The organism is Pseudonocardia hierapolitana (genome assembly GCF_007994075.1).
Classification (GTDB): Bacteria; Actinomycetota; Actinomycetes; order Mycobacteriales; family Pseudonocardiaceae; genus Pseudonocardia; species Pseudonocardia hierapolitana.
The window spans coordinates 2,641,303-2,666,716 of sequence record NZ_VIWU01000001.1 but is presented as its reverse complement, the minus strand read 5'-3'; the positions used below and the strand labels follow the sequence as shown (position 1 = coordinate 2,666,716).

The window sequence follows — 25,414 nt, the reverse complement described above, 5'->3', positions numbered from 1 at the left end:
GCGGCCGTCGTGCGCTGGTTGGCTCGCGAGTCGTGACGCCGATCATCCTCGACTGCGATCCCGGCCACGACGACGCGATCGCGATCATGCTCGCCGCGGGTGACCCGGCCGTCGACCTGCTGGCGATCACCACGGTCGCCGGGAACCAGACGCTCGAGAAGACCACGCTCAACGCGCTGCGCGTGTGCACCCTGGCCGGCATCCACGACGTGCCCGTGGCCGCCGGGTGCGCCCGCCCACTGACCCGGCCGTTGCAGGTCGCCGAGGACGTGCACGGCGAGTCCGGTCTGGACGGGCCGCGGTTCGGCGAGCCCAAGGTGCAGGTGGTCGACGAGCACGCCGTCGACCTGGTGCACCGCATCGTGGCGGAGCATCCGGAGCCGGTGACCCTCGTCCCGACCGGGCCGCTCACGAACATCGCGCTGCTGCTCACGCGGTATCCGGAGGATGCGGCCCGGATCCGCGAGATCGTGCTGATGGGCGGCTCGACCGGGCGCGGCAATGTCAGTCCGTACGCCGAGTTCAACGTCTTCGTCGACCCGGAGGCCGCGGCGATCGTCTTCGGCAGCGGCGTGCCGGTCACGATGTGCGGGCTCAACGTCACGCACCAGGCGCTCGTCACGCCGGACGTCGTGGCGCGGCTGGAGGCGCTCGGCGGCGAGCTCGGCCCGGTGTGCGCGGAGCTGATGACGTTCTTCGCCTCGACGTACCGGAAGCTGTGGGGCTTCGCGGCGCCGCCGCTGCACGATCCGGTGGCGGTGGCGCGGGTGATCGACCCGTCGCTGGTGGAGTGCGTGGACGCGCACGTGGCGATCGAGGTCTCGGGGGAGCACACCCGCGGCGCCACCGTCGTCGACCTGCACGGACACCCCGGCAGGGCACCCAACGCGAAGGTGGCCGTCGTGCTCGATGCGCCGCGGTTCTGGGACCGCCTCATCGCCGCGCTGGGAGGCCTGGCGCCTGCCCCGGAGTAGCCGCCTGGCGGGGTGGGTAGTCGGCACTCGTGCCCGAGCTGCCCGATGTCGAGGGCTTTCGCCGGGTGCTGGCCGAGCACGCCACCGGTCGGCGCGTCGAGCGGGTCGACGTCCTCGATCGCGGCGTGCTGCGCGGAGTCGCCCCGAGGCGGTTCACGGAGCGGTTGTGCGGGCGACGGTTCGACGAGCCGAGCCGTCACGGGAAGTGGCTCATCGTCCCCATGCGGGACGGGCCGGTGCTGCTGGCGCATTTCGGCATGACCGGCTCGCTGGTCTGGGCATCCGACGGCTCGGAGCGGCACCGGCACGACCGGGTGGTGTTCGTGCTACCCGACGGTGAGCTGCGGTACCGGGACATGCGCAAACTGCAGGGACTGCGGCTGGCAGCGGACGCCGGTGAGGTCGAGGAGGTCCTGGCCGACCTGGGGCCAGACGCGGCGACGGTCTCCCGTGAGGAGACACGCACGCTGCTCCAAGGGATGCGGCGTCAGGTCAAGGCTGCGTTGGTGGATCAGTCGGTGCTCGCGGGTTTGGGCAACCTGCTCGCCGACGAGATCCTCTGGCACGCCCGGATCAACCCCCGCCGGATCTGTGCGGGTCTGAGTGATGACGATCTCGCCCAGGTGCACCGCAGCATGCGGAGCGTGGTCCGCCGGTCGGTACGGGACGAACGCGTGCCGCCGAGGAACTCCTGGCTCACGGGGCACCGTGATGATCGGCCCGGCTCGTGCCCGAGGTGCGGGGCGACGCTGGCGCACGACCGCGTCGGTGGGCGCGGTACCGCCTGGTGCCCGAGCTGCCAGCCGGACCGAACCTGACGGAATGATCGGTGCATGCGCGATTTCGTGAGCCCACGAGACATCGCCCGCCGCACCTCGGCCGCGGTCGGCGCGGCTGTCGGAGCAGGGCGCGACCTCGGACTCTCGCTCTGCTCGAGAAACGGCCCGACCTGGTCGGCCCGTCCGACCTGGACCGCGCACGCCGCGAGTGGCAGGTCCTGGAACCCCTCGTGCGCTCACGCTCGGCGTTCGAGCGCGCGTTCCCGGGGATCGAGATCCAGCCCATCCACGGCGACTCCCCGCCCGCGAACGTCTTCTCCGGGGTGAACCGGAACCTCTACTCCGACTTCGAGCTGGTCACATCGGGTCCGGTCGAGTGGGACCTCGCCGGTCTCGGGTCCGACCTGGAAGCCGCTTACAACCGGGGCGCGCAGCGCAATGGCTTGAGGCCGTTGAACGAGGACGTCCTGCGCTTCGTGAACGCCGTGGGGATGCTGCGGGCAGTCTCCGTGCTCGCGCTCGCGCCGCAACTGCCGGTGTTGGTGGAGTACGTGATGCCGGCCGTCGACCAATGGCGGACGATGCCGTTCGCCGGCGGAGTAGCTCAGTCGCGCCCGCGCTGATCCCGGGCTCGCTGGGCCCGCATCGCGAAGCGCGCGACCGGACACGGCCATCTCGTGGCCGTCGTGAGGCAGCCACGACACCGCCGGTCGGGCAGCCGCCGATGGATGGCGAGCACGCGTTCCGCGCCGCCGGGCTGCTGAGCCATGAACCGGATGGCGACGTCGACGCCCGTCTCGGGGCCGTCAGCCACCGCGGCCGAGCCGGATGCGGCACCGGAAGCGGCGCGCCCGGCGCTGCTGAAGCGGCTGTGCCGGCGAACCGATCGCGCGTCAGATTTCCAGGTCGCTCGGTGTTCCGATGGGTAGCCAGCGGACGAGGCGGTGCACGTCAGGCGCCCGCGCGAAGGCGTGCTCGATCACCGGCCGCGGCTCCTGGAAGTGCTTCCAGCCCTCGTAGTGGACGGGGACGACCGTGCGCGGCCGGACGAGCCGGCACAGCTCGACCGCCTGCCGGGCCGTCATCGTGTACCGCACCGGGCCGGTGACCGGGAACCGGACCCCGCCGAGGTGCAGCAGCGCCACGCCGACCCGTACCCGGTCGGCGACCTCGCGAAGGCCGCCGTACAGCACGGTGTCGCCGGAGATCCACAGCTCGCCGTGTTGCTGGCTCTCCCAGCGCAGGGCGAAGCCGACCACGTCGCCGACGATCGCGCCGGAGAGCGGCGGACCGTGCCGGCACGGGGTGGCCGTGACCTCGATCGTCGGCAGGCCGGCGCGTTCGAGCCGCATCGACGACCAGGGTGCGAGCCCTCGCGCATTGCCGCCGAGGCGGCCCGCCCCGGACACCGTGGTCAGCACCGTGCCCGCCGTCGGCAGCAGCGCACGGCCCGCGTCGTCGAGGTTGTCGCCGTGGTGGTCGTGGGTGAGCAGCACCGCGTCGATCGGCCCGAGCGCGTCCGCGCTGACCGCCGGGCCGACCAGCTTGCGCGACGACGTGCCCCACCCGAACGCATACCGGCGCCCGGGTGGGTCGAGCGTCGGGTCGGTGAGGATCCGCCACCCGCCGACCTCGACGAGCGAGGTCGGCCCGCCGACGTGGGTGACGCGAACCCCCGTCACTTCGGCGCGTGCTCCAGCGCCCAGTCGAGGACGTGGTCGGCGATCTCCTCCCAGCCCTTCTGGGCGGGCAGGAGGTGCGCGTAGCCCTCGTACTCCTCGATCTCGGTGACGGTGTTCGACTTGTAGTGCTTGGCGTTCGACTGCTGGATCGCCGGCGGCATGATGTGGTCCTCGCTGCCGGAGACGAAGAGCAGCGGCGCCCGATCGTCGTTGTGGTAGTCGACCCAGGTGTCCTGGTGGCCGGGCTGGAAGTTGGCCAGCACGCCGCCCCACACGATCGAGCCCGCCGCCGGGATGTGATAGCGCTCGTACAGGGACCGGGACTCCTCCTCGCTGAACGTGTTGGTGAAGGCGTAGCGCCATTCCTCGAACGAGAGCCCCACCGCCTTGTGCCGGTTGGCGGGGTTCTTGAACACCGGGAACGTGGACTTCAGCTGCGACAGCGGAACCACCCGCACGCCCTCGGTCGGCGCCGAGTTCAGCGCCACGCCCGCGGCGCCGAGGCCGTGGTCGAGCAGGATCTGCGTGAACGCCCCGCCGGCGGAGTGGCCGATGATGATCGGCGGCGCAGGCAGTGCCTTGATCACCGACGTGAGGTGGTCGATGATCGCCGGCACCGTCACGTTCGCGATCGGCGTCGGGTCGGCGTTCAGGGCCTCCACCTCGACCTCGAAACCGGGATACGCCGGCGCGAGCACCCGGAAGCCGCGCCGCTCGTAGTGGGTGACCCAGTTCTCCCAGCTGCGCGGCGTGACCCAGAAACCGTGGACGAGGACGATCGTGTCGGGGGCGGTCACGAGAAGCTCCTCAGGAAGGCGAGCAGATCGTCGCAGAGCTGCTGCTTGTGGGTGTCGGTGATGCCGTGCGGCGCCCCCGGGTAGACGGTCAGCGCGGCGTTCTTGATCCGCTCGGCCGAGGCCTTCCCACCCACCTCGAACGGCACGACCTGGTCGTCGTCGCCGTGGATCACGAGCGTAGGCACGTTGATCGCGTCGAGGTCGGAGCGGAAGTCGGTGGCCGAGAACGCGGCGATGCACTCGTACGCGTTGCGGTGGCCTGCCTGCATGCCCTGCCGCCAGAACGCGTCGCGCGTCCCCTGCGACACGTTCGCGCCCTGGCGGTTGTTGCCGAAGAACGGGCCGTCGGCGAGGTCGCGGTACTGCTGCGACCGGTCGGCGAGCGAGCCGGCCCGGATCCCGTCGAACACCGCGATCGGCACCCCGCCGGGGTTGTCCTCGGTCTGCAACATGAACGGCGGCACGGCGGAGACGAGCACGACCTGGGCCACGCGCGCCGTCCCGTGGCGGCCGACGTAGCGGGCCACCTCCCCGCCACCCGTCGAGAAGCCGACGAGCGTGACGTCGTGCAGGTCGAGCTCCCTGATCACGGCGGCCAGGTCGTCGGCATAGGTGTCCATCTCGTTCCCGCCCCAGGTCTGGGTGGAACGGCCGTGACCGCGGCGGTCGTGGGCGATCGCGCGGAACCCGTTCTCGGCGAGGAAGAGCTGCTGCGCCTCCCAGCTGTCGGAGTTCAGGGGCCACCCGTGGCTGAGCACGACCGGCCGGCCCTCGCCCCAGTCCTTGTAGAAGATCTGCCCGCCATCAGCGGTCGTGACGTGGGGCATGCAGCACTCCCCTCCAGGTGGACCAGATGGAGCTCCCGACCCCCGAACGCTCCGGTTCACGACCGTTCCAGACCCCACCCGGCTGTCGGTGCACCGTTCGCGGCCCACCGTGCACACTGAACCGGTTCCGAGAGAGGTGGCGCGCATGTCATACGTCCTCGACACGGCGACCATCCCGGCGCAGGAGCGGGTCGAGGCCGTCCACGTGGCGATGGCCCAGGCCTCGGCTCCCTGCCACGTGATCCACGAGGACCCGCACGGCGACGTGCACGCCCGGATGGGTCTGTGGGACCTGGGGGGCGCCAACATCTTCACCACCCGCGCCTCTGGAATCCGGCTGCTGCGCACCCCCAAGCAGGCCAGGCAGGACGTGATGCCGGTCGTCGCCCTGTCGGTCCAGCAGCAGGCCGACGGCAGGCACGAGCAGCTGGACCGGCAGGAGATCGTGGCGCCCGGCGACCTGATGGCGGTCGACCTGTCGGCGCCGTACGACTTCTCCTGGTCGGGCGACGGCGCGGCCGGCTGCATCCAGATCCCGGTCGACCAGCTCGGCCTGCCCGTCGACGTCATCCGCCGCGCCGTCGGCAATGTGCGCAGGAGTCCGCTGTACCGCCTGGTCGCCCGGCACGTCGCCGACGTCACCGCCGACGCCGAGCGGCTCGGTGCCGACCCGGCGGCACCCGCGCTCGGTTCCGCCAGCGTCGAGCTGGCGAGGGCGCTGCTGGTCTCGGCGGCGCGAATGGACGCGCGCGCGGTGCTGGCCGACACGCTCCTCACCCGGGTGCGGGCGTACGTGCGCCGACACCTCACCGATCCCGACCTGCGGCCCGCCGCCATCGCCGCCGCCCACAACGTCTCCCTGCGCCACCTGTACAACGTGTGCGCCCAGGCCGACCTCAGCCTCGAACAGTGGATCATCGGCGAGCGGCTGCGGGGCGCGCGGGAGGAACTTCTCCGCCCCGAGAGCCGGCACCGGTCCATCGCGGCGATCGCGCGAGGGTGGGGGTTCCGCGACCCGACCCACTTCACCCGGCGATTCCGCGCCGAGTTCGGCGTGACGCCTGGGGAGTGGCGGAGCCCCATCACCCGGCCCTGACTCGGCCGGCGGTCGGTCGCTGCAGCACCGTGATCTCGGCTGCCGACACCGGCCGCCGGGAGTTAGACGCTCGCCAAGACCCGGACGGGTGTGTGAGCGAGCGTCAGATGGCGGAGTGCTCGCGGCCCGCCGCTCGCCGCCGCCACCGCGGCCGACGAGCAGGGCGTCACCAACGGGATCGCCTCCACGAGCCTCAACATCGGCAACGCGACCGGCCTGGCGGTGTTCACCGCTGTCGCCGAGATCGGCACCGAGGACGCGCCCGACGCCGCATCGCCCGCCGTCGCCGACGGCCGCGCACTTACGGCATGACCCGTCGACCGCAACAGCCGTCCACCACCCGGCGACCTCGCCGGCGCGTCGATTTCGCCTCGTCCCGATCGTCGACGAGGCGGAGGTCCGGACCAGACCGGACCGCGTCGACAGAGGTGGCCAAGGGTGAACTATCGCTCCGCCGGGTGGGATCCCGGCTTCACGCCCCAGGACGTCACAGCGCTGGCGAGTGTCACGGAGGGGCCGGTGCTGGTTGCCGGTGACCCGGGACTCGCCGACGAGCTGTCCTGCCCCGATGCCGGGATCCTGCACGAACCCGACATCACGGTCGGGGCGACGAACCCGGCAGACGTCCGGGCCGCCGTGCGGTTCGCCGCCGACTTCCGGCTTCCGCTCGCCGTGACGGCACCTGGGCACCAGGCTCCCCCGAAAGGCGGCGTGCTCGTCAGTACGCGCCGCATGAACCGGGTCCACCTCGACCGGCGCAGCCGAACCGCGATCGCCGAGGCCGGCGTGCTGTGGCGGGACGTGGTCGATCGGGCCGCCGAGCTTGGCCTCGCCCCGCTGGTCCCGTCATATCCCGGGGCGGGGATCGTCGGGCGCAAGCACGGATGGGCGGCAGGTCACGTCCGCGCGATCCAGGTCGTCACCGCCGACGGGGATTTCCGCCACGTCACCGACGGCAGCGATTCGCGCTTGTTCCGGCTCCTGTGTGTGAGCGATCCCGACGACGTCGGCCTCGGCATCATCACGGCGATGGAGTTCGCGCTCTTCCGCTAGTGCCTCCGGCGGGGAGCACTAGGAAGGAGGACGGGATTCGGCGGCGCGCTGCCCTACGGCGTGCTGGCGTCGGTTCTCGGGCAGCTGTGGGTGGCGGCCGTTGGCGTCGTGCCGCTCGGCAGCCCGAGCGGGGGCCTCAGCGACCAGCCGTGAGGCGCGAGCGGGTGCGGGTCGGCGCCGTCGGGGGAAGCTCGGAGAGGATGTCGGCGAGCGTGGTCGCGGCGAGGTGCCGGCGCCACACGTCGTGGGCCTCGGCCATCTTCCGGGCGAGGATGCAGGTGTCGCGGCAGTCCTCGGGCGGCAGCGCACCGCGACCCTGCTGGCGGATCTCGCGGCACTCGTACGGCGGGGCGGCGCCGTCGACGGCCTCCACGAGCTGGAGGAACGTGATCTCGGCTGCCGGTCGGGCGAGGCGGAACCCGCCGCGAGGGCCGGTGGTCGCGGCCAGCACGCCTGCTCTGACCAGCGCCTGGAGCTGCTTGGCGAGGTAGGGCCCCGGGAGGTCGAAGTACTCGGCGAGCTGCTTCGCCGACGCGGTGGCTCCCGGTTCGAGCTGCGCCAGCGTGGTGGCGCAGTGCAGGACCCATTCCGTGCTCGCCGGCAGCTTCACGGACCCATCATATCGTCGATATTGCAGATCTATTTAGTCCGAGATACGGTGTCGACATGCGGATCGCAGTAGCCGGTGCCACCGGCAACATCGGAGCACTCACCGTCGCCGCGCTCGAGCGGGGCGGCCACGAGGTCGCGCGGATCAGCCGCTCGCTGGGTGTGGACCTCACCACCGGCGAGGGACTCGACGCGGCGCTGGCCGGGGTCGAGGCCGTCGTCGACGCCACCAACGGCCCCTCGACCACCGCGGACGAGGTCGTGGCGTACTTCGGCACCACCACGCGGAACCTGCTCGCCGCCGAGGAGCGGGCGGGCGTGCGCCACCACGTGCTGCTCTCGATCGTCGGGATCCAGCGGGTCGAGGGCAACGCGCACTACGCAGGCAAGCGCGAGCAGGAACGCCTGGTGTCCGAAGGTCCCGTGCCGTGGACGATCGTGCCCGTCACGCAGTTCCACGACTTCGCCGAGATGGTCGCGGGCTGGACCGAGCAGGACGGAGTCGCACCGATCGCGCCGCTGCTCGTGCAGCCGATCGCGCCCGCGGACGTCGCCGACGTCCTCGCCGAGATCGTCACGGGTGAGCCGCGGGGCCGGTACGCCGACGTCGCGGGCCCGGAGCCGCACGACCTCGTCGACATGGCCCGGCGCACCCATCAGGCGCGCGGCCGGGAGGTCAAGCTGGTGCCGACGTGGTCGGGGATCTTCGGGCCGGCGATGGCCGGCGACGTGCTGCTGCCCGGCGACGGCGCCCGCATCGCGCCGACGACGTTCGACGAGTGGCTCACCAAGTCGGTGTAGCCGGGTGTCGAGGACCGATGAGTTCGGGACCCGATCCCGGTCTCATCGGGCATGACCACCCACACGCTCGTGACACCAGAGGTCGACCTCGTCCACGACGTCCACGGGCCGCTGCCACCTGCCGGCGGCCGCCCGCCGCTCGTCATGATCGGCCAGCCCATGCAGGCCGACGGCTTCGCGACGCTCGCCTCCCACTTCCCGGATCGCACGGTGGTGACCTACGACCCGCGCGGTCTCGGCCGCAGCACGCGCAAGGACGGCAGGACCGACCACGACCCCGAGGTCCAGGCGGGCGACGTCCACGCACTGATCCAGGCGCTCGGTGCCGGGCCCGTCGAAGTGTTCGCGAGCAGCGGCGGAGCGATCACCGCGCTCGCGCTCGTGGCGGCCCATCCCGGCGACGTGACCGTTCTGGTGGCGCACGAGCCGCCGCTCATCCCGGTCCTGCCGGACGCGGCCGCCGCCGAGCGGGCGCGGGCCGGGTTCCGGGACGCGTACGAGGCCAAGGGCTTCGGCGCCGGTATGGCCGCGTTCATCGCGATGACGTCGTGGCAGGGCGAGTTCACCGAGGAGTACTTCGCCCAGCCCGCGGCGGACCCGGCCGCGTACGGGCTGCCGACCGAGGACGACGGCACCCGCGGCGACCCGCTCCTCTCCGACCGGTCCTGGGCCGTCAGCAGCTACCGCCCCGACGTGCCCGCGCTCGCCGCCGCCCCGACCCGGATCGTGATCGCGGTGGGTGAGGAGACCGGGAACACCTTCACCGGGCGCACCGCGGTGGCCACGGCCGAGCTGCTCGGCCAGGAGGTCACGGTGTTCCCGAGCCATCACGGCGGCTTCGCGGGCGACGAGTTCGGCTACCCCGGGCAGCCGGAGGCGTTCGCCCGCAGGCTGCGGGAGGTGCTCGACACCGGGCCGTGATCGTGCGCCGTCCTCCCGCAGCAGATGCCCGTCGGCGAGGTCCCACACGGCGACGCGCTCCCCGCCTCCGGCGGCCAGCCTCGTGCCGTCGGGGCTCACGGACATGCCGAGCAGGAAGTCCTCCAGCCGCAGTCGCAGCCGAGGCGCGCCGTCGAGGCCGGCGACGAGGACGGTGCCCTCCGAGCCGCCGACGACCATCCCGCCGGGCAGCGGCCTGCAGGCGATGACCGGTTCGCCCAGGTCGAGCCGGTCACAGGGCCACCCCGGTGAGGCAGGACCGGAAGCCCGCCTCGAGCTCGGCGCGGTCGAGGTTGCGCCCGATGAACACCATCCGGTTGCGCCGCGACTCGCCGGGACGCCACGGCGCGCCGAGGTCGCCGTCGTGGAGCATGTGCACGCCCTGGAAGACGTAGCGGCGGTCGGAGTCGGCGAGGTTGAGCACGCCCTTGCTGCGGAACAGGTCCGGACCGCGTGTGGCCAGCAGCGCGCCGAGCCAGGTGTTGAGCCGGGGGACGTCGACGGCGCCGCCCGCGTCGATCCCGACGCTGGTGACGCTCTGGTCGTGCTGGTGCTCGCCGTCGGGGTCGAGGAAGCCGGGCTCGGTGATCAGGGTGGCGTCGAGGTCGAACGCGTGGACGTCGAGGATCTCGGCGAGGTCGACGTCGCCGCGTACGGCGGGCAGCACTGCGACGTGGCCGTTGATGGCCCTGATCTCGCGGGTGATCTCCTCGACCTCGGCAGGGCCCACCAGATCGGTCTTGTTGAGCACCACGCGGTCGGCGAACGCGATCTGTTCCACCGCCTCGTTCTCCACCCCCTCGGGCTTGACGTCGTCGAGGTGCGTGCGGACGTGCTTGGCGTCCACGACCGTGACGATGGCGTCGAGCCGCAGTTGGGCGCGCAGCGCGTCGTCCACGAAGAAGGTCTGGGCGACCGGGGCGGGATCAGCCAGACCGGTGGTTTCGATGAGCACTGCGTCGAATCGGTCCTTGCGGCGCAGCAGGGCGCCGAGGATCCGGATGAGGTCGCCGCGCACGGTGCAGCAGATGCACCCGTTGTTCATCTCGAACACCTCCTCCTCGGCGTCGAGCACGAGCGCGTCGTCCACCCCGACCTCGCCGAACTCGTTCTCGATCACGGCGATCCGCCGGCCGTGGTGCTCGGTGAGGATGCGGTTGAGCAGGGTGGTCTTGCCCGAGCCGAGGAAGCCGGTCAGGACGGTCACCGGGATGCGGTCGTCTGTCACGCGCCACAGTCAAACCTTGTTGAACATCGTTTTCAAATAGCGGTCCATGCATGGCTGCGGGCGGGCATGGCACGATTTCGCAGGTGACCACCAGATCCGCCGAGACGGAGCGCCTGCGCGACCTCGCGCGGCTGCGCCGGGTCCGTGACCGGATCGACCGGGAGTACGCGCAGCCGCTGAACGTCGATGCGCTGGCCAGCGGCGTGAACATGTCGGCCGGGCACCTCAGCCGCCAGTTCCGCGCCGCGTACGGCGAGTCGCCGTACTCGTACCTGATGACCCGGCGCATCGAGCGCGCGATGGCGCTGCTGCGCCGTGGCGAGCTCAGCGTCACGGAGGTCTGCTTCGCGGTCGGCTGCTCGTCGCTGGGCACCTTCAGCACCCGGTTCGCCGAGCTGGTCGGCGTGCCGCCGAGCGTCTACCGGCGGGACGCCGCCGACGAGATGGCCGGGATGCCGCCGTGCGTCGTGAAGCAGGTGAGCAGACCGGTCAGGAATCGAGAAGCACGCGCTCTCGAACCCCACCTAGCGTGAGCGCCATGGACCTCACCATTCACCACGCCTACCTGCCGCACAACGACCCGGCCGCCTCCCTGGCCTTCTACCGCGACACCCTCGGCTTCGAAGTGCGCAAGGAGGTCGAGTACGGCGGGCTCCACTGGATCACGGTCGGGCCGCCCGGCCAGCCCGACACGTCGATCGTGCTGCACCCGCCCGCCGCCGACCCCGGCATCACCGACGAGGAGCGCCGCACCATCACGGAGATGATGGCCAAGGGCACCTACGCCGGCATCAACCTGGCCACCAAGGACCTCGACAGCACCTTCGAGCGGCTGCAGGCCGGCGTGTCGAACGGCGAGGGCGAGGTCGTGCAGGAGCCGACCGACCAGCCGTGGGGTGTGCGCGACTGCGCCTTCCGCGACCCGGCGGGCAACATGATCCGCATCTTCGAGGTGCGTTGATCATGAGCTCGGCCATTCGGCAGTTCCACCGCTGGCTGTCCATCGCCTTCACGCTGACCGTGATCATCTGCTTCGTCGCCCTGACGGGGATCCTGCCCTTCTGGGTGTTCTACGTGCCGCTGCTGCCGCTCTTCCTGCTGATGTTCACCGGTCTGTACATGTTCGCCCTGCCGTACGTCACCAGGCGACGCGCTGCGCCCGAGAGCTGACCACCCGCCCCATCCACCACACGGAGAGCCGATGACCACGGCCACGCGAGCCGACAGGCAAACGCCCGCGCTGCACGTCGCCGACAGCCACGACCTGATCCGCGTGCACGGAGCGCGCGTGAACAACCTCAAGGACGTCAGCGTCGAGATCCCGAAGCGCAGGCTGACGGTGTTCACCGGCGTCTCCGGGTCGGGCAAGAGCTCGCTGGTGTTCGACACGATCGCCGCGGAGTCGCAACGGCTGATCAACGAGACCTACAGCGCGTTCGTACAGGGCTTCATGCCCAGGCTGGACCGGCCCGAGGTCGACGTGCTCGACGGGCTGACGACGGCGATCGTCGTCGGCCAGGAGCGGCTCGGCGCCAACCCCCGCTCCACGGTCGGCACCGTGACCGACGCCAACGCGATGCTCCGGATCCTGTTCAGCCGGCTCGGTCGGCCCCAGGCCGGGCCCCCGATCGCCTACTCGTTCAACGTGCCGACCCGCAGAGCGAGCGGCTCGATGGTCACGGAGAAGGGCAAGGGGGAGCGGACCGTCGTGCGTGGCGCCGTGTACCACGGCGGCATGTGCCCGCGCTGCGAAGGCATGGGCAGCATCTCCGACATCGATCTGACCCAGCTGTACGACGACAGCATGTCGCTCAACGAGGGCGCGCTCACGATCCCCGGCTACAGCATGGACGGCTGGTACGGGCGCATCTACCGCGGCTGCGGCTACTTCGACCCGGACAAGCCGATCCGCAAGTTCACGAAGAAGGAGCTGCACGACCTCCTGTACAAGGAGCCGACGAAGATCAAGGTCGACGGTGTCAACCTCACGTACGCGGGCCTGATCCCGCAGATCCAGAAGTCGTACCTGTCGAAGGACATCGACTCGCTGCAGCCCCACATCCGCGCGTTCGTCGAGCGGATCGCCACGTTCACCACCTGTCCCGACTGCGACGGCACCCGGCTCAACGATGCGGCCCGCTCGTCGAAGATCAAGGGGATCAGCATCGCCGACGCCTGCGCGATGGAGATCCGCGACCTCGCCGGATGGGTGCGCGGGCTGGACGAGCCGTCGGCGGCGCCGCTGCTCGGGGCGCTGGGGGAGACGCTCGACTCGTTCGTCGACATCGGGCTGGGCTACCTCTCGCTCGAACGCCCGTCCGGCACGCTGTCGGGTGGCGAGGCGCAGCGCGTCAAGATGATCCGCCACCTCGGATCCGCGCTCACCGACGTCACCTACGTGTTCGACGAGCCCACGATCGGCCTGCACCCCCACGACATCGGGAGACTCCGCGAGCTCCTGCTGCAGCTGCGGGACAAGGGCAACACGGTGCTCGTCGTCGAGCACAAGCCGGAGGCGATCGCGATCGCCGACCACGTCGTCGACCTCGGGCCCGCCGCCGGCGCTGCGGGTGGTGAGGTGGTCTTCGAGGGCACCCTCGACGGGCTGCGGGCCAGCGGCACGATCACCGGCCGGCACCTGGACGACCGCGCCGCCCTGAAGCCGTCGGTGCGGAAGCCGTCCGGCGCGCTGGAGGTGCGCGGCGCCGGCACCCACAACCTGCAGAACGTGGATGTGGACATCCCGCTCGGCGTGCTCGTCGTCGTCACCGGTGTGGCCGGATCGGGCAAGAGCTCGCTGATCCACGGCTCGGTGTCCGGCCGCGACGGTGTGGTGACGGTCGACCAGGGCGCGATCCGCGGCTCGCGCCGGAGCAACCCGGCGACGTACACCGGCCTGCTCGACCCGATCCGCAAGGCGTTCGCGAAGGCCAACGGCGTGAAGCCGGCCCTGTTCAGCGCCAACTCCGAGGGCGCCTGCCCCGCCTGCAACGGCGCGGGTGTGATCTACACCGAGCTGGGGTTCATGGAAACCGTCTCCACGATCTGCGAGGAGTGCGAGGGGAAGCGGTTCCAGGCGTCGGTGCTCGAGTACAAGCTCGGCGGCGGTGAGAACGGCAAGGACATCAGCGAGGTGCTCGCGATGCCGGTGACCGAGGCCGAGGCGTTCTTCGGTGCGGGCGAGGCGCGCACCCCCGCCGCGCACGCCGTCCTCGAGCGGCTTGCCGACGTCGGCCTCGGCTACCTCAACCTCGGCCAGCCGCTCACCACCCTGTCCGGCGGCGAGCGGCAGCGGCTCAAGCTGGCCACCCACATGGCGGAGAAGGGCGGCGTCTACGTCCTCGACGAGCCGACAACCGGCCTGCACCTCGCCGACGTCGAGCACCTGCTGGGCCTGCTCGACCGGCTCGTCGACTCCGGCAAGTCGGTGATCGTCATCGAGCACCACCAGGCGGTCATGGCGCACGCGGACTGGATCATCGACCTCGGTCCCGGTGCCGGGCACGACGGTGGCCGGGTCGTGTTCGAAGGCACCCCCGCCGACCTCGTCACCGCCCGCTCCACCCTCACCGGCGAGCACCTCGCGGCGTACGTGGGCGGCTGAGGCCAACGCTCGAGCTCCGTCACGGCGGTGGCGGGCCGCCCCGCGTTCCGCGCACGATCATGTCGATGCCGTGGGGCGCCGCCGCCGGTCGGGCGCGTCGATGATCGGACTCCGGCAGCACGGTGGAACCGGCCTGGAAGCAGCACGTGAGACCGTCCATGCCGACGCCAGCGCTCGTGCTGGTGGTCGGAGGCGCCGCCCGTCGCCGGCCACCGCCGACGAGCCGCTCCAAATCCTCCAGGGAGCCACTCGCAGGCGATGGCCGAGGCGGTGCTCACCATCAGGACCGCGAGGGCAGCTTGCCGGTTGACTGGCCGAGCAGGCCACGCACGCGGGTCGGCCGCCGGGCCGGACGACCGCTTCGATGTCGCCGACGAGCGACGGCCCGGCTCGACCGTCGACCTGCGCGCGCACCTTCGACGTCGTGATCAAGGAGAACGGCGAACGTTGGGTGCGGCGGCGCGGCATCCTCGGCGATCCCTCCGGAGAGTCTCGGGGCTCGTTACGACGAGGGTGGGGACGGCGACGTGCCGGGCCTGCGGGCCCGATCGCCTGCGACCCGCACCGCGGCCTCCATGGGCCGCGGCGACGCCCGACCGTTCGGAGGCGCTGTCCGTGGGCGGACCTGCTCGCCGGACCCGATGGCCACCGGGTGAAGGCCGTTGTCATGACGGTGACCAACAACGGTGGGGGCGGCCAGCCGGTCTCGCTGGAGAACCTGCGCCGGGTCCGGGCGGTGTGCGACGAGCACGACCTCCCGTTCCTGCTGGATGCGTCCCGGTTCGCGGAGAACTCCTGGCTGATCCGGCAGCGGGAGCCGGAGCACCGGCACCGGGAACCGATCGACATCGCACGGGCCATGTTCGACCTGGCCGACATCTTCTGGGCCAGCCTCAAGAAGGACGGGCTGGCCAACATCGGCGGCGTCATCGGCGTGCGGGAGAACGCCGACCTCGCCCGGCGGTTCCGCCAGGAGGTGATCCTGAACGAGGGGTTCTCCACCTACGGCGGCCTCGCCGGGCGCGACCTGGAGGCGCTGGCCCAGGGGCTGACCGAGGTCACCGACTCCCGGTACCTGGCGGATCGCGCAGACACGGCGCGCTGGTTCGCCGAGACCTTGCACAAGGCCGGAGTGCCGGTGGTCCAGCCGGCCGGCTGCCATGCGGTGTACGTCCGGGCCGGCGAGATCCTCCCGCACGTTCCCGCGGACCGGTTCCCGGGCCACGCGTGGTCGTGTGCCCTCTACCTGGAGGGCGGCATCCGGGCCGTGGAGTTCGGCAGCCTCCTGCTCGGTTCGGGTGGTGGGTCAGTGCCACACGAGCTGTGCGGCTGGCACTGCCGCGCCGGGTCTACATCCGATCCCACCTGGAGTTGCTGGTGGAGACCGCGGTCGAGGTGGGCCGGATGGCCGACGAACTGACGGGCTACCGGATCGTGGGGGACTCGCCGGCACTGCGCCACTTCACCGCTGTGCTGGAGCCGGTTCCACGGGTCGAGGACGGACTCGCGGATCGGTCCGGATGACCTGATCGGACAGGCCTAGACCTCGGCCCGTCGTCGCGCAGGTCGTGGGCGGCCGCAGGGCGCTCCACAACTTGTTGACAATGGTTTTCGTTCCACCTACGTTCGTGGAAGGTTTCAACTCGATGCTGGCGACGTAGCGAGAGCTTCCCATGAGCGTCGGCACGCGGCAGCCAGGCCGATGCGTGGAGCGCCCGCGTCGGTGCCGGGCGGAACGAGACCTTCCCTGATCGGTACGGGCCTCGGGGTCGGCCCGGGCCGTCTACGCGTGGACGAGAGTGGAGAGCTGGTCTGATGGGGCGTTTCCGGTCCGGTGTCGCTGTTGTGGTGGGAGTGGTGCTGGTCGCCGGGTGCGGGGCCGGCCCGGAGCGCGGCACCGGTTCGATCGTGGTGGACAGCTGCGGGCGGGAGGTCGTCTTCGACACGTCGCCGGAGCGGGTGCTGGCGATCGGATCTGAGGCGCCGGGACTGTTGGTCGCAGCGGGAGCGGGTGCTGCGGTGACGCACTACGCCGGGACTCTGGAGGCGCCCTTCGGTGCCGAGGTGCGCCCCGTGGTGGAGCGGGCGGAGCGGGTTCTGGAGGACTCGCACGACCTGTCGTTCGAGACGATCGTCGGCACGGGAGCGGACGTCGCGATCGGTACGGACATCTCGTCGGCGACCGACATCAACGCGCTCGCCGACCGGCTCGCCCAGGCCGGGGTGCAGCTGTTGACGGTGAGCGGTTACTGCGCGGTGAACGCCGCCTCGGTGGAGGGGCTGTCCGAGTTCGAGTTGATCTACCGCGACATCGAGGCCTACGGACGGCTCTTCGGGACCGAGCAGGTCGCGGCGAAGGCGATCGAGGGTCTGCGGGAGCGGGTCGCAGCGGTCGAGGAGCGGACGGCGGGCCGGTCCGGACGGAGCGCGATCCCGCTGTACGTGACCGCGGATGGTCCGCTCGGGGCCTATGGGGGTCAGGCGCTGGTGTCGGAGCAGATGCGGGTGCTGGGGCTGGCCAACGTGTTCGACGACGTGCAGAAGCGCTACTTCGAGCCGAACTCGGAGGAGATCGTGAGCTCGGCTCCGGATCTGGTGTTCGCGATGTACGTCCCGACCGGGTCTTCTGCGCTCGAGTCGGAGAGCGACGTGGTGGCGGAGTTGCGTGGTCGGCCGGAGCTGGCCGGCCTCGGCGCCATGGCCGATGACCGGGCGTTGCTGCCGCTGAACTACTTCTACACCTCGGCGAGCCCGCTCGCCGTGGACGGGCTCGAGTTGCTGGCCGACCAGATCGCCGGTGCGTGACCGGGGGAAGGTCGGTGAGCACCAGGGAGATCGACTTCGTCAAGGTGAGCCCGACGCAGAACATGACCCTGCTGGTCAGGTCGGAGCATCCGGTCGAGGAGTACCGGGGCATCGCGACGGCGATCATGTCGGCCGGGCACGTGCACGCCGAGCAGGTCGGGTTCGTCCGGAAGCCGACGTCGCCCGGCGCGGACGCCGGCCTGCGCATGGCCGCCGGCGAGTTCTGCGGCAACGCCTGCATGGCGCTCGCCGCCGTGAGCGCGTCCGAGGAGGGCATGGGCGCCACCGGCCCGACGGATGTCCTACTGGAGTCGTCGGGGGCGGAGGACGTCGTCAGGTGCCGGGTCGAGCGCCGGCATCCGGACTACTTCTGCGAGCTCGCGGTGCCGCTACCGCGACGGGTGCAGCCGTGGACGGCCGATGCCGGGTCGGCGCTCGTCCTGTACGAGGACGCGCTGCACGTCGTCATCGAGGCCGATCGGGTCGACCAGGAGACCAGGGACCGGGCGCAGGCGACGGCGCTGCGGCTGGGGGAGTCCTGGAGCGTTCCGCTGATCGGGGTCATGGTGTACGAGTCGCGCCGCAAGAGGCTGACCCCGCTCGTGCACATCCCGTCCCTCGACTGCATGGTGTGGGAGCGGAGCTGCGGTTCCGGTACGGGGTCGCTCGGGGCGTACCTGGCGCTGAAGCAGCGGGGCCCCATCGCGACGGACGTGACCCAGCCCGGCGGGACGATGCGCGTGACGGCGAACTGCGAGCACGGCAGGTTGGCCGAGCTCACGGTCGCCGGATCGGTCCGGATCGTGGCCGAGGGGAAGGCGTACGTCCATGCGTGACGCGTCCCGGGCTCCGCAGGGCGAGGGGCGGGAACTGCTCCTGGCGTTGACCGACTACCGACGGCGGTTCAGCGCGCTCGCGCAGGGCTACGACGGATCGACCCGCCGTGCCGCGGAGCTCGAGCAGCTCATGGGCGAGTACTCGGCCTTCGTGACCGACGAGCACAACCAGGGTCCGTTCACCGCTCTCGAACGAGAGGGGTCTGCCGACTTCGCCGACCTGGTGGCCGGTCTGCGTACGGAGTCCGCACGCTGCGCCGCCGTCATGGAGAAGTACCGCGCGCTCGACCTGCTGGACGGTCGCGCCCGGTCGGCCGGCTACTTCGACAACGTCGAGTCCTGCATCGAGCAGGAGTTCGGTGCCTTCGAGCTCACCTCGGCGTCCAAGGTGCTGCTCGTCGGCTCCGGGTCGTTCCCGATGACGCCGCTCCACCTCGCTGAGCGCATCGGGGCCGGCGTGGTCGGTGTCGACATCGACGTGGAGGCCGTCGAGCTCGGACGGCGGGTCGTGCAGCGCCTGGGGGGCGGCCTCGACATCACGCTGGAGCACGTCCCCGTGGAGGCACTCCCGTTCACGGGCGAGGCGACCCACGTCATCTTCAGCTCGACCGTCGAGGCGAAGTACGACCTGCTGGATCTGCTGCACGCCCTGACCCGCGACGAGGTCGTCGTGGCGATGAGGTTCGGCGATCGCTTGAAGTCGCTCTTCAACTTCCCGATGCAGCAGGTCGATCAGCGGAAGTGGCGGCTGGTCGAGACGATCCGCCGCCCGGAGCAGGTGTTCGACATCGCCCTCTACGTGAAGGCGTGAACGGTTTGCAGGCTCATCGACAAGGTGGCAGATGAACGATTTCGGGCGAGTCCTGATCGCCGGAACCGGACCGACGTCCGTGCAGTCGGCCGTCCTGATGAAGAACCGTCTGGGGCGCGCGGTCGGCATCGCGGGGAGGGAGTCCCACCGTTCGGAGACGTTCTTCTCGGCGCTGGCGCAGAGCGGCGGCATCCTCCGGGTGGACGTCCAGAACAGCACGCACCGCGAGCTGGCCGGGGAATGCGGGGTCGACGAGGTCTTCCGGTGCTACGAGAGCGTCACCGGGGAATGGCGCACCCTCGTCCTGACGGTCACCGCCGACGCGTACGTCGCGGTGCTGGACCGGCTGGATCGCCGCGTCCTGCAGCACCTCGGATGCGTCGTCCTGGTCTCGCCCACCTTCGGCTCCAACAGCCTCGTGCGGAACTACCTGCGGAGGCGGGGGGCGAACGCCGAGGTGGTCAGCTTCTCCAGCTACCTGGGCGACACGCGCTGGTGGGACGGATCTCCGTCCCACCACGTGTTGACCGCCGGGGTCAAGAGGAGGTTGTACCTGGGTTCGAGTCACGGCCGATCGGGCGGTGTCGACGGGCTGTGCGGGCTGCACGAGCGGCTCGGCATCGCGGTGGACGTCATGGACCGCCCGGTTGAGGCGGAGAGCAGGAACATCTCGTTGTACGTCCACCCGCCGCTGTTCATGAACGAACTGTCGTTGAACGCGGTGTTCCTCGAGTCCGAGCCCACCAAGTACGTCTACAAGCTGTTCCCCGAAGGTCCGATCACGCCGTTGTTGATCCGCGACATGGTCGCGCTGTGGAAGGAGCTGACCGCCCTCGTCGTGAAGATGGGGGGCACGGGGGTCAACCTGCTCCGGTTCATGGTCGAGGACAGCTATCCCGTGCGCCCGGAGAGCGTGCGCCCGGAGGACATCGACCGATTCGAACAGCTACCCGTGATCCACCAGGAGTACCTGGTGTACGTGCGGTACGCCTCGCTGCTGGTCGACCCGTTCTCCGAGCCGGATGAGAACGGGCGGTACTTCGACTTCTCGGCGATCCCCATCCGCCCGGTCTTCGTCGACAGCGCGGGGCGGTGGGACGTCCCGAGGATGCCGAAGGAGGACTACTACCGCACGAAGATCATCCAAGGCGTGGCGCGCCACCTGGGATCGCCGTGCCCGACGATCGACAAGCTCCTGACCAGCTACGAGGAGAAGGTCACGGCCGCGACCCGGGCGCGCGCAGGCGAGCGGTTCTCCGACGCCTTCCTGGTGCAGGACTTCGAGGACGACCTGAGCATGATCCGCACGGAGATTGCGGGAGCGCAATGAACGACCATCGGGAACCGGGCGAGGGCACGCAGCGCGACCACGCCGTCCGCACCACCGAGAACACGACCCCGACGACGAGGACCGGGGCGCCGGCCGAGCCGCTGCCCAGCGACCGGCGGATCGCGGGCGCGATCTGGCCGGCGCTGCTCGCCTCCGTGGTGGGCCTCCTGCCGTTCACGGTGTTCAGCACCTTCCTGGTGTCGATCGCCGACGCCACCGGCGAGGGCGACGCGGCCGTCGGCGCGCTGCGCGGTCTGGGTGGCGTCGGCGCCGTGCTGGTGGGCATCGCGGTGGCGCCGCTGATCGGGCGGATCGCGCCGGGCCGGGTGGCCGCCGGGGCGCTGGTGTTGCTCGCGGCGGCGTCCGTCGTCGGAACGCTGGCCTGGATCCCCGCCCTGGCCGCGTTCTGCCTCCTGATCGGCGTGTCGAACTCGGCGCTCTACCCGGCTCTGTCCACGGCGGCCGCGGATCGGTTCGGGACCGGCCCGGCCGCCGGCCGGGCCGCGACGCTGGTGATGACGACCCAGACGCTGGCCGCGACGCTGGCCGCGCCGCTGATCGCGTTCCCCGCGCTGTGGTGGGGCTGGCAGGGAGACCTGATCGCGATCGCGGTGGTGGCGTTGCTGCTGACGCCGGTTCTGCTCCGCTACGGCCGCGAGGCCCACGTCACCGGCGAGAAGCGCCCCGGGTACTTCGCAGCCTTCCGCATGCTGGCCGCGGTGCCGGGTGCGCGCCCGCTGCTCCTGGTGGCGTTCGGGCGAACCGGCGCCTTCATGGGTCACCTGGCGTTCCTGGCCCCGTTCTACACCGACGAGTTCGGCCTGGCGCCCGGAGCGTTCGCATTCGTGTGGACCCTCAGCGGGGGGTCGTTCTTCATCGGCCACCTGGTCGCAGGCCGGCTGGTGAACACCACGGAATCCGACGAGCGGGCGCACCGCGCGATGCGCATCAGCCTGCTGACGGCGCTGGTCGCACTGTTCGCCGTGTACATGGCGCCGGTGCTGTGGGTGACGCTGCTCGCCACCGCGGCACTGTCGGCGAGCCACGCGGTGATCGCGGCGGCGGTGGTGACCCTGCTGGTGCGCCGTTGCGGCGCGGTGCGGGGGACGGCCCTGAGCCTCAACTCCTCCGGCATGAGCCTGGCCCTGTTCCTCGGCGCGGCGGTCGGGGGCGCGGCGCTGGCAGCAGGGGGCTACCTGGGCGCCGCCACCGTCTTCGGGCTGTTCACCCTGCTCGCCCTGGGTGCCGCGCTGACGCTCCGCTCCCACACCCGGTGATCACGACGCGACCCGACCGAGAGGACGACATGACGCACCCCGTCGGTGTGAAGTCGGATGCGGCCCCGCCCGCGGAGGATCCCCCCGAGATCGACGACCTCGACCACAACCGGCGGCGGCGGCACACCCGGATGTGGGTCGGGGCGCTGACCCTCGTGCTGCTGCTCTCGTTGCCGGCCGCGGTGGGTATCGGGCCGGTCGGCATCGGGCTGGACACGGTGGCCCGGATCGTGAGCCGCCCGCTGATCGGCATTCCGCATGAGGTCACCTGGACCCCGGCCCAGGACGCCATCGTCTGGCTGCTGCGCGTGCCACGCGTGCTGCTGGGTGCCGTCGTGGGAGCCGGCCTGGCGATCGCCGGGGTCGTGCTGCAGGCCATGACCCGCAACATGCTGGCCGAGCCCTACCTGCTGGGGGTGACCTCCGGGGCCTCGACGCTGGCGGCCGCGTCGATCCTCTTCGGGCTCGGCGCCGGGATCGGCACGAGCTCACTGGCCGCCAGCGCGTTCGTCGGTGCACTGCTGGCGGGGGCAGGGGTGTTCCTGCTCGCCCGCGTCGGCGGCCAGATGACCTCGACCAGGCTGGTCCTCGCCGGTGTCTCGATCGGCTACGTGCTCCACGCGATGACCTCGTTCCTGATCTTCGCCTCGGACGATCCGGACGCAGGCCGCGCCGTGCTGTTCTGGATCCTCGGCTCGCTGACGCTGGCCAGCGGCGGGTCCGCCCTGGTCACCACGGCGGTCGTGGCGGCCTCGCTGGTCCTGCTGATGGCCTGGGCGCGTCACCTGGACGCCCTGTCGATCGGTGACAACACCGCGCAGTCGCTCGGGATCTCCCCGACCCGGCTGCGCGCCCGCTCCATGATCGTGGTCGCGCTCTGCGTCGGAGCCCTCGTGGCGGCGTCCGGCGGGATCGGGTTCGTGGGCTTGATCATCCCGCACGTCGCCCGGCTGTGCGTCGGCACCGCCCACCGCCGCCTGCTTCCCGTCGCCGCTCTGCTGGGCGCGACCTTCCTCGTCTGGGCCGACGTGCTCGCGCGGATCGCACTGGTCCCGCAGGAGCTCCCGCTGGGCATCGTCACCGCGCTGGCCGGGGCGCCGCTGCTGTTCCTGCTGGTCCGCCGGCTCGACCCGACCCGCTGACCCCTACCACCCGATGGGCACCCGAAGATGATCGCCGCAACCGATGTCTCCTTCGCCTACGACGGCACACTGGTGATCGACGGCGTCGGGCTGCGCGCCGGGCCGGGCGAGGTGGTCGGGCTGATCGGGCCGAACGGTAGCGGGAAGACCACGTTCCTGCGGACCCTGTACGCGGCCCTGCGACCGCGTGCCGGTCTGGTCACCGTCGACGACGACCCGGTCGCGACGCTGAGCGGACCGGATCTCGCCCGACGGCTGGCGGTGGTCGCCCAGGAGACACCGTCGGATCTGCCGATCACCGTCGCGGACATGGTGCTGCTCGGCCGTTCCCCGCATCGCCGGGCCTTCGCCCCGTTCACCCGCGAGGACCACCGCGCAGTGGCCGCCGCCCTGAGCCGCGTGGGCGCTCGCCACCTGGCGGACCGCCGGTACGCCACGCTGTCCGGCGGGGAGAGGCAGCGGGTCCTGGTCGCGCGGACGCTGGCCCAGCAGGCCGAGCACCTGCTCCTCGACGAACCGACCAACCACCTCGACATCCGCTACCAGCACGAGATCCTGCGCCTGGTCAGCCGGCTGCCGGTCGCCACAGTGGTCGTCCTGCACGACCTCAACCTCGCCGCCCGCTACTGCGACGCACTCGTCCTGCTCGACCGCGGCCGGGTCGTCGGCACCGGATCGCCGGAGCAGGTCCTCACCGTCGAGGCGGTGCGAGCGGTGTACGGGATGCAGGTCGAGCGCGTCTACGGCGGCGGCTGCCTGCAACTGATCTTCAGCCCGATCGACGAGCCAGGACCGTGTCCGAGCTAGCGCCGCGCTGGCACCGCTCGGGGATCAGGGCTGCGAGCTGCTTCTGCAGGTTCTCGGCGTCGCTCGCAGCTCATGCCGGGGACAGGTCGGCGCGGCGGCGGCCGAGGTGTTCGGCGAAGTGCCGCTCGATCGCGCGGTAGAGCCGGATCCGGTTCTCGGGGTTGTCGAAGCCGTGGCCCTCGTCGTCGGCGACGAGGTACTCGACGGGGACTCCGCGGCTGCGCAGCGAGGCGACGATGGTGTCGGACTGTTCCCGGGGGACGCGGACGTCGGTGGCGCCCTGGGCGACCAGCAGCGGGGTGCGGATGCGGTCGACCATCGTGATGGGGGATCGGGCTCGCATGTCGGCTTCCTGGGCGGGGTCGTCGGGGTTGCCGACGTAGCGGTACCAGTTGGCGGCGAAGTGGGCCCGGCCGAACGGGGGCAGGGTGCGCAGGAAGGTCGCCAGGTCGGAGACGCCGACGTAGTCGACGGCGGCGGCGAAGTGGTCGGGGGTGAGGGTGACGCCGAGAAGTGCGGCGTAGCCGCCGTAGGAGCCGCCGTAGATGCCGATGCGGTCGGGGTCGGCGTAGCCCCGATCGACGGCCCAGGCGGTGGCGTCGATGAGGTCGTCGTGCATTCTCCCAGCGAACTCGCCGATCGCGGCGGTGACGTGCCGGCGGCCGTGGCCGAGGGAGCCGCGGAAGTTGACCTGCAGCACGGCGTAGCCCCGGTTGGCGAGGAACTGCGCGTCCGGGCTGTAGCCCCAGGCGTCGTGGTACCACGGTCCGCCGTGCACCACCAGCACCAGTGGGAGGTTCCGCGGTTCGGCCCCGAGCGGAAGGGTGAGGAAGCCGTGCAGGGGCAGCCCGTCGCGGGCGGGGAAACCGACGGGCTCCATCGGAGCCATGGTGTTCGGGTCCCGATCCGGGTAGGCGCGGAACAGCAGCCGGGCGTCGCCGGTGGTGTGGTCGTAGAACCAGGTGACGCCGGGGTCGCGGTCGTGGACGAAGGTGACGACCCAGCGTTGCCCGGACTCGTCGGAGGACAGGGTGCCGATGACGCCGTCGGACAGCTTCTGCAGCTGGGTGTGGACCTCGGCGAACTGCGGGTCGACGACCTCGATGTGCGGGCGGTCGCCGACGAACCGGGCCGCGAGCACCTCCCCGGTTCGCCGGTCGGTGTACACGGCGGGTGGCAGTACGCCGGGCAGCATGGTGCCGCTGATGTCGAGGTCGTGGCCCTCGACGGCGGCGACGACGGTCTCCTCCCCGGTCTCGTGGTCGATGCGGACCAGTCGCAGGTCGTCGCCGTCCTGGTAGGAGCCGATGAGCAGGCCCCTCCCGTCGGCGGTGACCTGCTGCGGTTGCACGCCCATCGGGTGCTCCGCGCCGCCCACGTGACGCAGGAGCCGTCGATCTCCGGTGGCGGGTTCGATCGCGCTGATCGCGACCGTGCCGTCCGCGGTGAGCGAGGTGGAGAACATCGGCCGCCCGTCCCGGTCGAGCAGGACGGTGTCGCCCGGCTCGTCCTGCTCCCGGTGCAGGGTCGTCTCGCCGGTGGCGACGTCGATCCGGAAGGTGTCGAAGAACAGCGGCCGCTGGTTCATCCACACGAGCACGGTGCCTGGGGCTGGCGCGTAGGTCTCGACGCCGATGACGCGGGAGCCGGGGTCCATCGGGGTGAGGTCGACGGCGGGTTCGCCGGGGTTGTCGAGGTCGACGCGGTGGAGGTGCCAGTCCTCGTTGCCGTCGGTGTCCTGGAGGTAGAGCATGAAGCGTGGGTCGTCGGTCCAGTGGTAGGTGGTGATCCCGCGGCGGGCGTCGTGGGTGACGCACACGGCCTCGGAGTGGTCCTGGTCGATGCCGCGCACCCAGACGTTGCGCCGTCCGTGGGCCGGTGCCAGGTAGGCGATCCCGGTGCCGTCCGGGGAGATCGTGGGAACGGCGAACTCCGGGTCGGCGAAGAACTCCTCGAGATCGACCAGGTCGGTCGTGGCGGTCATCCGTACTCCAGATCAGGTGCAGGTCAGGGGTTC

The 25,414-nt window shown here is 71.2% G+C and carries 25 protein-coding genes; 19 read left to right on the top strand and 6 right to left on the bottom strand.

The features are described from left to right. Positions 1 to 32: 32 nt before the first annotated feature. From FHX44_RS12660 to FHX44_RS12650, 3 genes are all read left to right on the top strand, one after another. A complete protein-coding gene (locus FHX44_RS12660) occupies positions 33 to 974 on the top strand; it encodes a nucleoside hydrolase (protein ID WP_246170337.1) in 942 nt (313 codons plus the stop codon). A gap of 29 nt (positions 975 to 1,003) precedes the next feature. After that, positions 1,004 to 1,792 carry an Fpg/Nei family DNA glycosylase gene (locus FHX44_RS12655; protein ID WP_147255982.1) on the top strand — a complete coding sequence of 263 codons (789 nt, stop codon included), beginning with the start codon at positions 1,004 to 1,006 and terminating at the stop codon, positions 1,790 to 1,792. A gap of 191 nt (positions 1,793 to 1,983) precedes the next feature. After that, complete coding sequence (locus tag FHX44_RS12650; RefSeq protein ID WP_212612440.1) at positions 1,984 to 2,376, top strand: hypothetical protein; 393 nt, start codon at positions 1,984 to 1,986, stop codon at positions 2,374 to 2,376. 270 nt (positions 2,377 to 2,646) lie between these two features. Here the strand turns inward: FHX44_RS12650 and FHX44_RS12640 are convergent, their stop codons facing one another. From FHX44_RS12640 to FHX44_RS12630, 3 genes are read right to left on the bottom strand one after another with little or no spacing between them, the layout of a single operon-like run. Beyond that, positions 2,647 to 3,435, bottom strand: a complete 789-nt coding sequence (locus FHX44_RS12640; RefSeq protein ID WP_147255980.1) for an MBL fold metallo-hydrolase — start codon at positions 3,433 to 3,435, stop codon at positions 2,647 to 2,649. Beyond that, positions 3,432 to 4,232 (bottom strand): alpha/beta hydrolase, encoded by an 801-nt coding sequence (locus FHX44_RS12635; RefSeq protein ID WP_147255979.1) that lies wholly within the window; start codon positions 4,230 to 4,232, stop codon positions 3,432 to 3,434. The genes FHX44_RS12640 and FHX44_RS12635 overlap by 4 nt, the downstream gene beginning before the upstream one ends. After that, a complete protein-coding gene (locus FHX44_RS12630) occupies positions 4,229 to 5,059 on the bottom strand; it encodes an alpha/beta fold hydrolase (RefSeq protein ID WP_147255978.1) in 831 nt (276 codons plus the stop codon). Before FHX44_RS12630 ends, FHX44_RS12635 begins: the two co-directional genes overlap by 4 nt. A gap of 145 nt (positions 5,060 to 5,204) precedes the next feature. Between FHX44_RS12630 and FHX44_RS12625 the strand changes: the two genes are divergently transcribed. Both FHX44_RS12625 and FHX44_RS12620 read left to right on the top strand, forming a co-directional pair. Beyond that, entirely contained in the window at positions 5,205 to 6,155 is a 951-nt protein-coding gene (locus tag FHX44_RS12625; RefSeq protein WP_147255977.1) for a helix-turn-helix domain-containing protein, read from the top strand. Between the two features lie 438 nt (positions 6,156 to 6,593). Further along, complete coding sequence (locus tag FHX44_RS12620) at positions 6,594 to 7,208, top strand: FAD-binding oxidoreductase (protein WP_170308889.1); 615 nt, start codon at positions 6,594 to 6,596, stop codon at positions 7,206 to 7,208. 136 nt (positions 7,209 to 7,344) lie between these two features. Here FHX44_RS12620 and FHX44_RS12615 read toward each other — a convergent pair whose 3' ends face one another. Further along, positions 7,345 to 7,818 (bottom strand): RrF2 family transcriptional regulator, encoded by a 474-nt coding sequence (locus FHX44_RS12615; RefSeq protein WP_147255975.1) that lies wholly within the window; start codon positions 7,816 to 7,818, stop codon positions 7,345 to 7,347. A gap of 56 nt (positions 7,819 to 7,874) precedes the next feature. Here FHX44_RS12615 and FHX44_RS12610 point away from each other — a divergent pair, with 56 nt between their 5' ends. Both FHX44_RS12610 and FHX44_RS12605 read left to right on the top strand, forming a co-directional pair. Continuing rightward, positions 7,875 to 8,618, top strand: coding sequence for an SDR family oxidoreductase (locus FHX44_RS12610; RefSeq protein ID WP_147255974.1), 744 nt, complete (start codon positions 7,875 to 7,877; stop codon positions 8,616 to 8,618). A gap of 51 nt (positions 8,619 to 8,669) precedes the next feature. Further along, positions 8,670 to 9,539, top strand: coding sequence for an alpha/beta fold hydrolase (locus tag FHX44_RS12605; RefSeq protein ID WP_147255973.1), 870 nt, complete (start codon positions 8,670 to 8,672; stop codon positions 9,537 to 9,539). A gap of 250 nt (positions 9,540 to 9,789) precedes the next feature. On the opposite strand, the gene FHX44_RS12600 is transcribed toward FHX44_RS12605, so the two are convergent. Beyond that, entirely contained in the window at positions 9,790 to 10,785 is a 996-nt protein-coding gene (locus FHX44_RS12600) for a CobW family GTP-binding protein (protein ID WP_212612439.1), read from the bottom strand. Positions 10,786 to 10,868: 83 nt separating this feature from the next. Here FHX44_RS12600 and FHX44_RS12595 point away from each other — a divergent pair, with 83 nt between their 5' ends. From FHX44_RS12595 to FHX44_RS12540, 12 genes are all read left to right on the top strand, one after another. Further along, entirely contained in the window at positions 10,869 to 11,318 is a 450-nt protein-coding gene (locus tag FHX44_RS12595) for a helix-turn-helix transcriptional regulator (protein ID WP_147255972.1), read from the top strand. Between the two features lie 5 nt (positions 11,319 to 11,323). Beyond that, on the top strand, positions 11,324 to 11,746 hold the full coding sequence (locus tag FHX44_RS12590; RefSeq protein ID WP_170308888.1) for a VOC family protein: 423 nt from the start codon (positions 11,324 to 11,326) through the stop codon (positions 11,744 to 11,746). Between the two features lie 2 nt (positions 11,747 to 11,748). Then, the gene (locus FHX44_RS12585; RefSeq protein WP_147255970.1) at positions 11,749 to 11,955 is read left to right on the top strand and encodes a hypothetical protein; all 207 of its coding nucleotides are present in this window, start codon (positions 11,749 to 11,751) and stop codon (positions 11,953 to 11,955) included. Between the two features lie 31 nt (positions 11,956 to 11,986). Continuing rightward, positions 11,987 to 14,389 (top strand): ATP-binding cassette domain-containing protein, encoded by a 2,403-nt coding sequence (locus FHX44_RS12580; RefSeq protein WP_147255969.1) that lies wholly within the window; start codon positions 11,987 to 11,989, stop codon positions 14,387 to 14,389. A 364-nt stretch (positions 14,390 to 14,753) separates the two neighbouring features. Next, a complete protein-coding gene (locus FHX44_RS12575; RefSeq protein ID WP_147255968.1) occupies positions 14,754 to 15,809 on the top strand; it encodes a tryptophanase in 1,056 nt (351 codons plus the stop codon). 395 nt (positions 15,810 to 16,204) lie between these two features. Next, the gene (locus tag FHX44_RS12570) at positions 16,205 to 17,194 is read left to right on the top strand and encodes an ABC transporter substrate-binding protein (RefSeq protein WP_147255967.1); all 990 of its coding nucleotides are present in this window, start codon (positions 16,205 to 16,207) and stop codon (positions 17,192 to 17,194) included. Between the two features lie 14 nt (positions 17,195 to 17,208). Continuing rightward, complete coding sequence (locus FHX44_RS12565) at positions 17,209 to 18,030, top strand: histidine racemase CntK family protein (RefSeq protein ID WP_147255966.1); 822 nt, start codon at positions 17,209 to 17,211, stop codon at positions 18,028 to 18,030. Continuing rightward, positions 18,023 to 18,841: a class I SAM-dependent methyltransferase gene (locus tag FHX44_RS12560; protein ID WP_147255965.1), complete on the top strand. Its 819-nt coding sequence runs from the start codon at positions 18,023 to 18,025 to the stop codon at positions 18,839 to 18,841. The genes FHX44_RS12565 and FHX44_RS12560 overlap by 8 nt, the downstream gene beginning before the upstream one ends. Positions 18,842 to 18,872: 31 nt before the next feature. Next, positions 18,873 to 20,171: an opine metallophore biosynthesis dehydrogenase gene (locus FHX44_RS12555; protein ID WP_147255964.1), complete on the top strand. Its 1,299-nt coding sequence runs from the start codon at positions 18,873 to 18,875 to the stop codon at positions 20,169 to 20,171. Continuing rightward, entirely contained in the window at positions 20,168 to 21,448 is a 1,281-nt protein-coding gene (locus FHX44_RS12550) for an MFS transporter (protein ID WP_147255963.1), read from the top strand. The genes FHX44_RS12555 and FHX44_RS12550 overlap by 4 nt, the downstream gene beginning before the upstream one ends. A gap of 29 nt (positions 21,449 to 21,477) precedes the next feature. Further along, the gene (locus FHX44_RS12545) at positions 21,478 to 22,590 is read left to right on the top strand and encodes a FecCD family ABC transporter permease (protein ID WP_147255962.1); all 1,113 of its coding nucleotides are present in this window, start codon (positions 21,478 to 21,480) and stop codon (positions 22,588 to 22,590) included. A gap of 27 nt (positions 22,591 to 22,617) precedes the next feature. After that, positions 22,618 to 23,397 carry an ABC transporter ATP-binding protein gene (locus FHX44_RS12540; RefSeq protein ID WP_147255961.1) on the top strand — a complete coding sequence of 260 codons (780 nt, stop codon included), beginning with the start codon at positions 22,618 to 22,620 and terminating at the stop codon, positions 23,395 to 23,397. A gap of 70 nt (positions 23,398 to 23,467) precedes the next feature. Here FHX44_RS12540 and FHX44_RS12535 read toward each other — a convergent pair whose 3' ends face one another. Then, the gene (locus tag FHX44_RS12535; RefSeq protein WP_147255960.1) at positions 23,468 to 25,381 is read right to left on the bottom strand and encodes a S9 family peptidase; all 1,914 of its coding nucleotides are present in this window, start codon (positions 25,379 to 25,381) and stop codon (positions 23,468 to 23,470) included. Between the last annotated feature and the right edge of the window lie 33 nt (positions 25,382 to 25,414).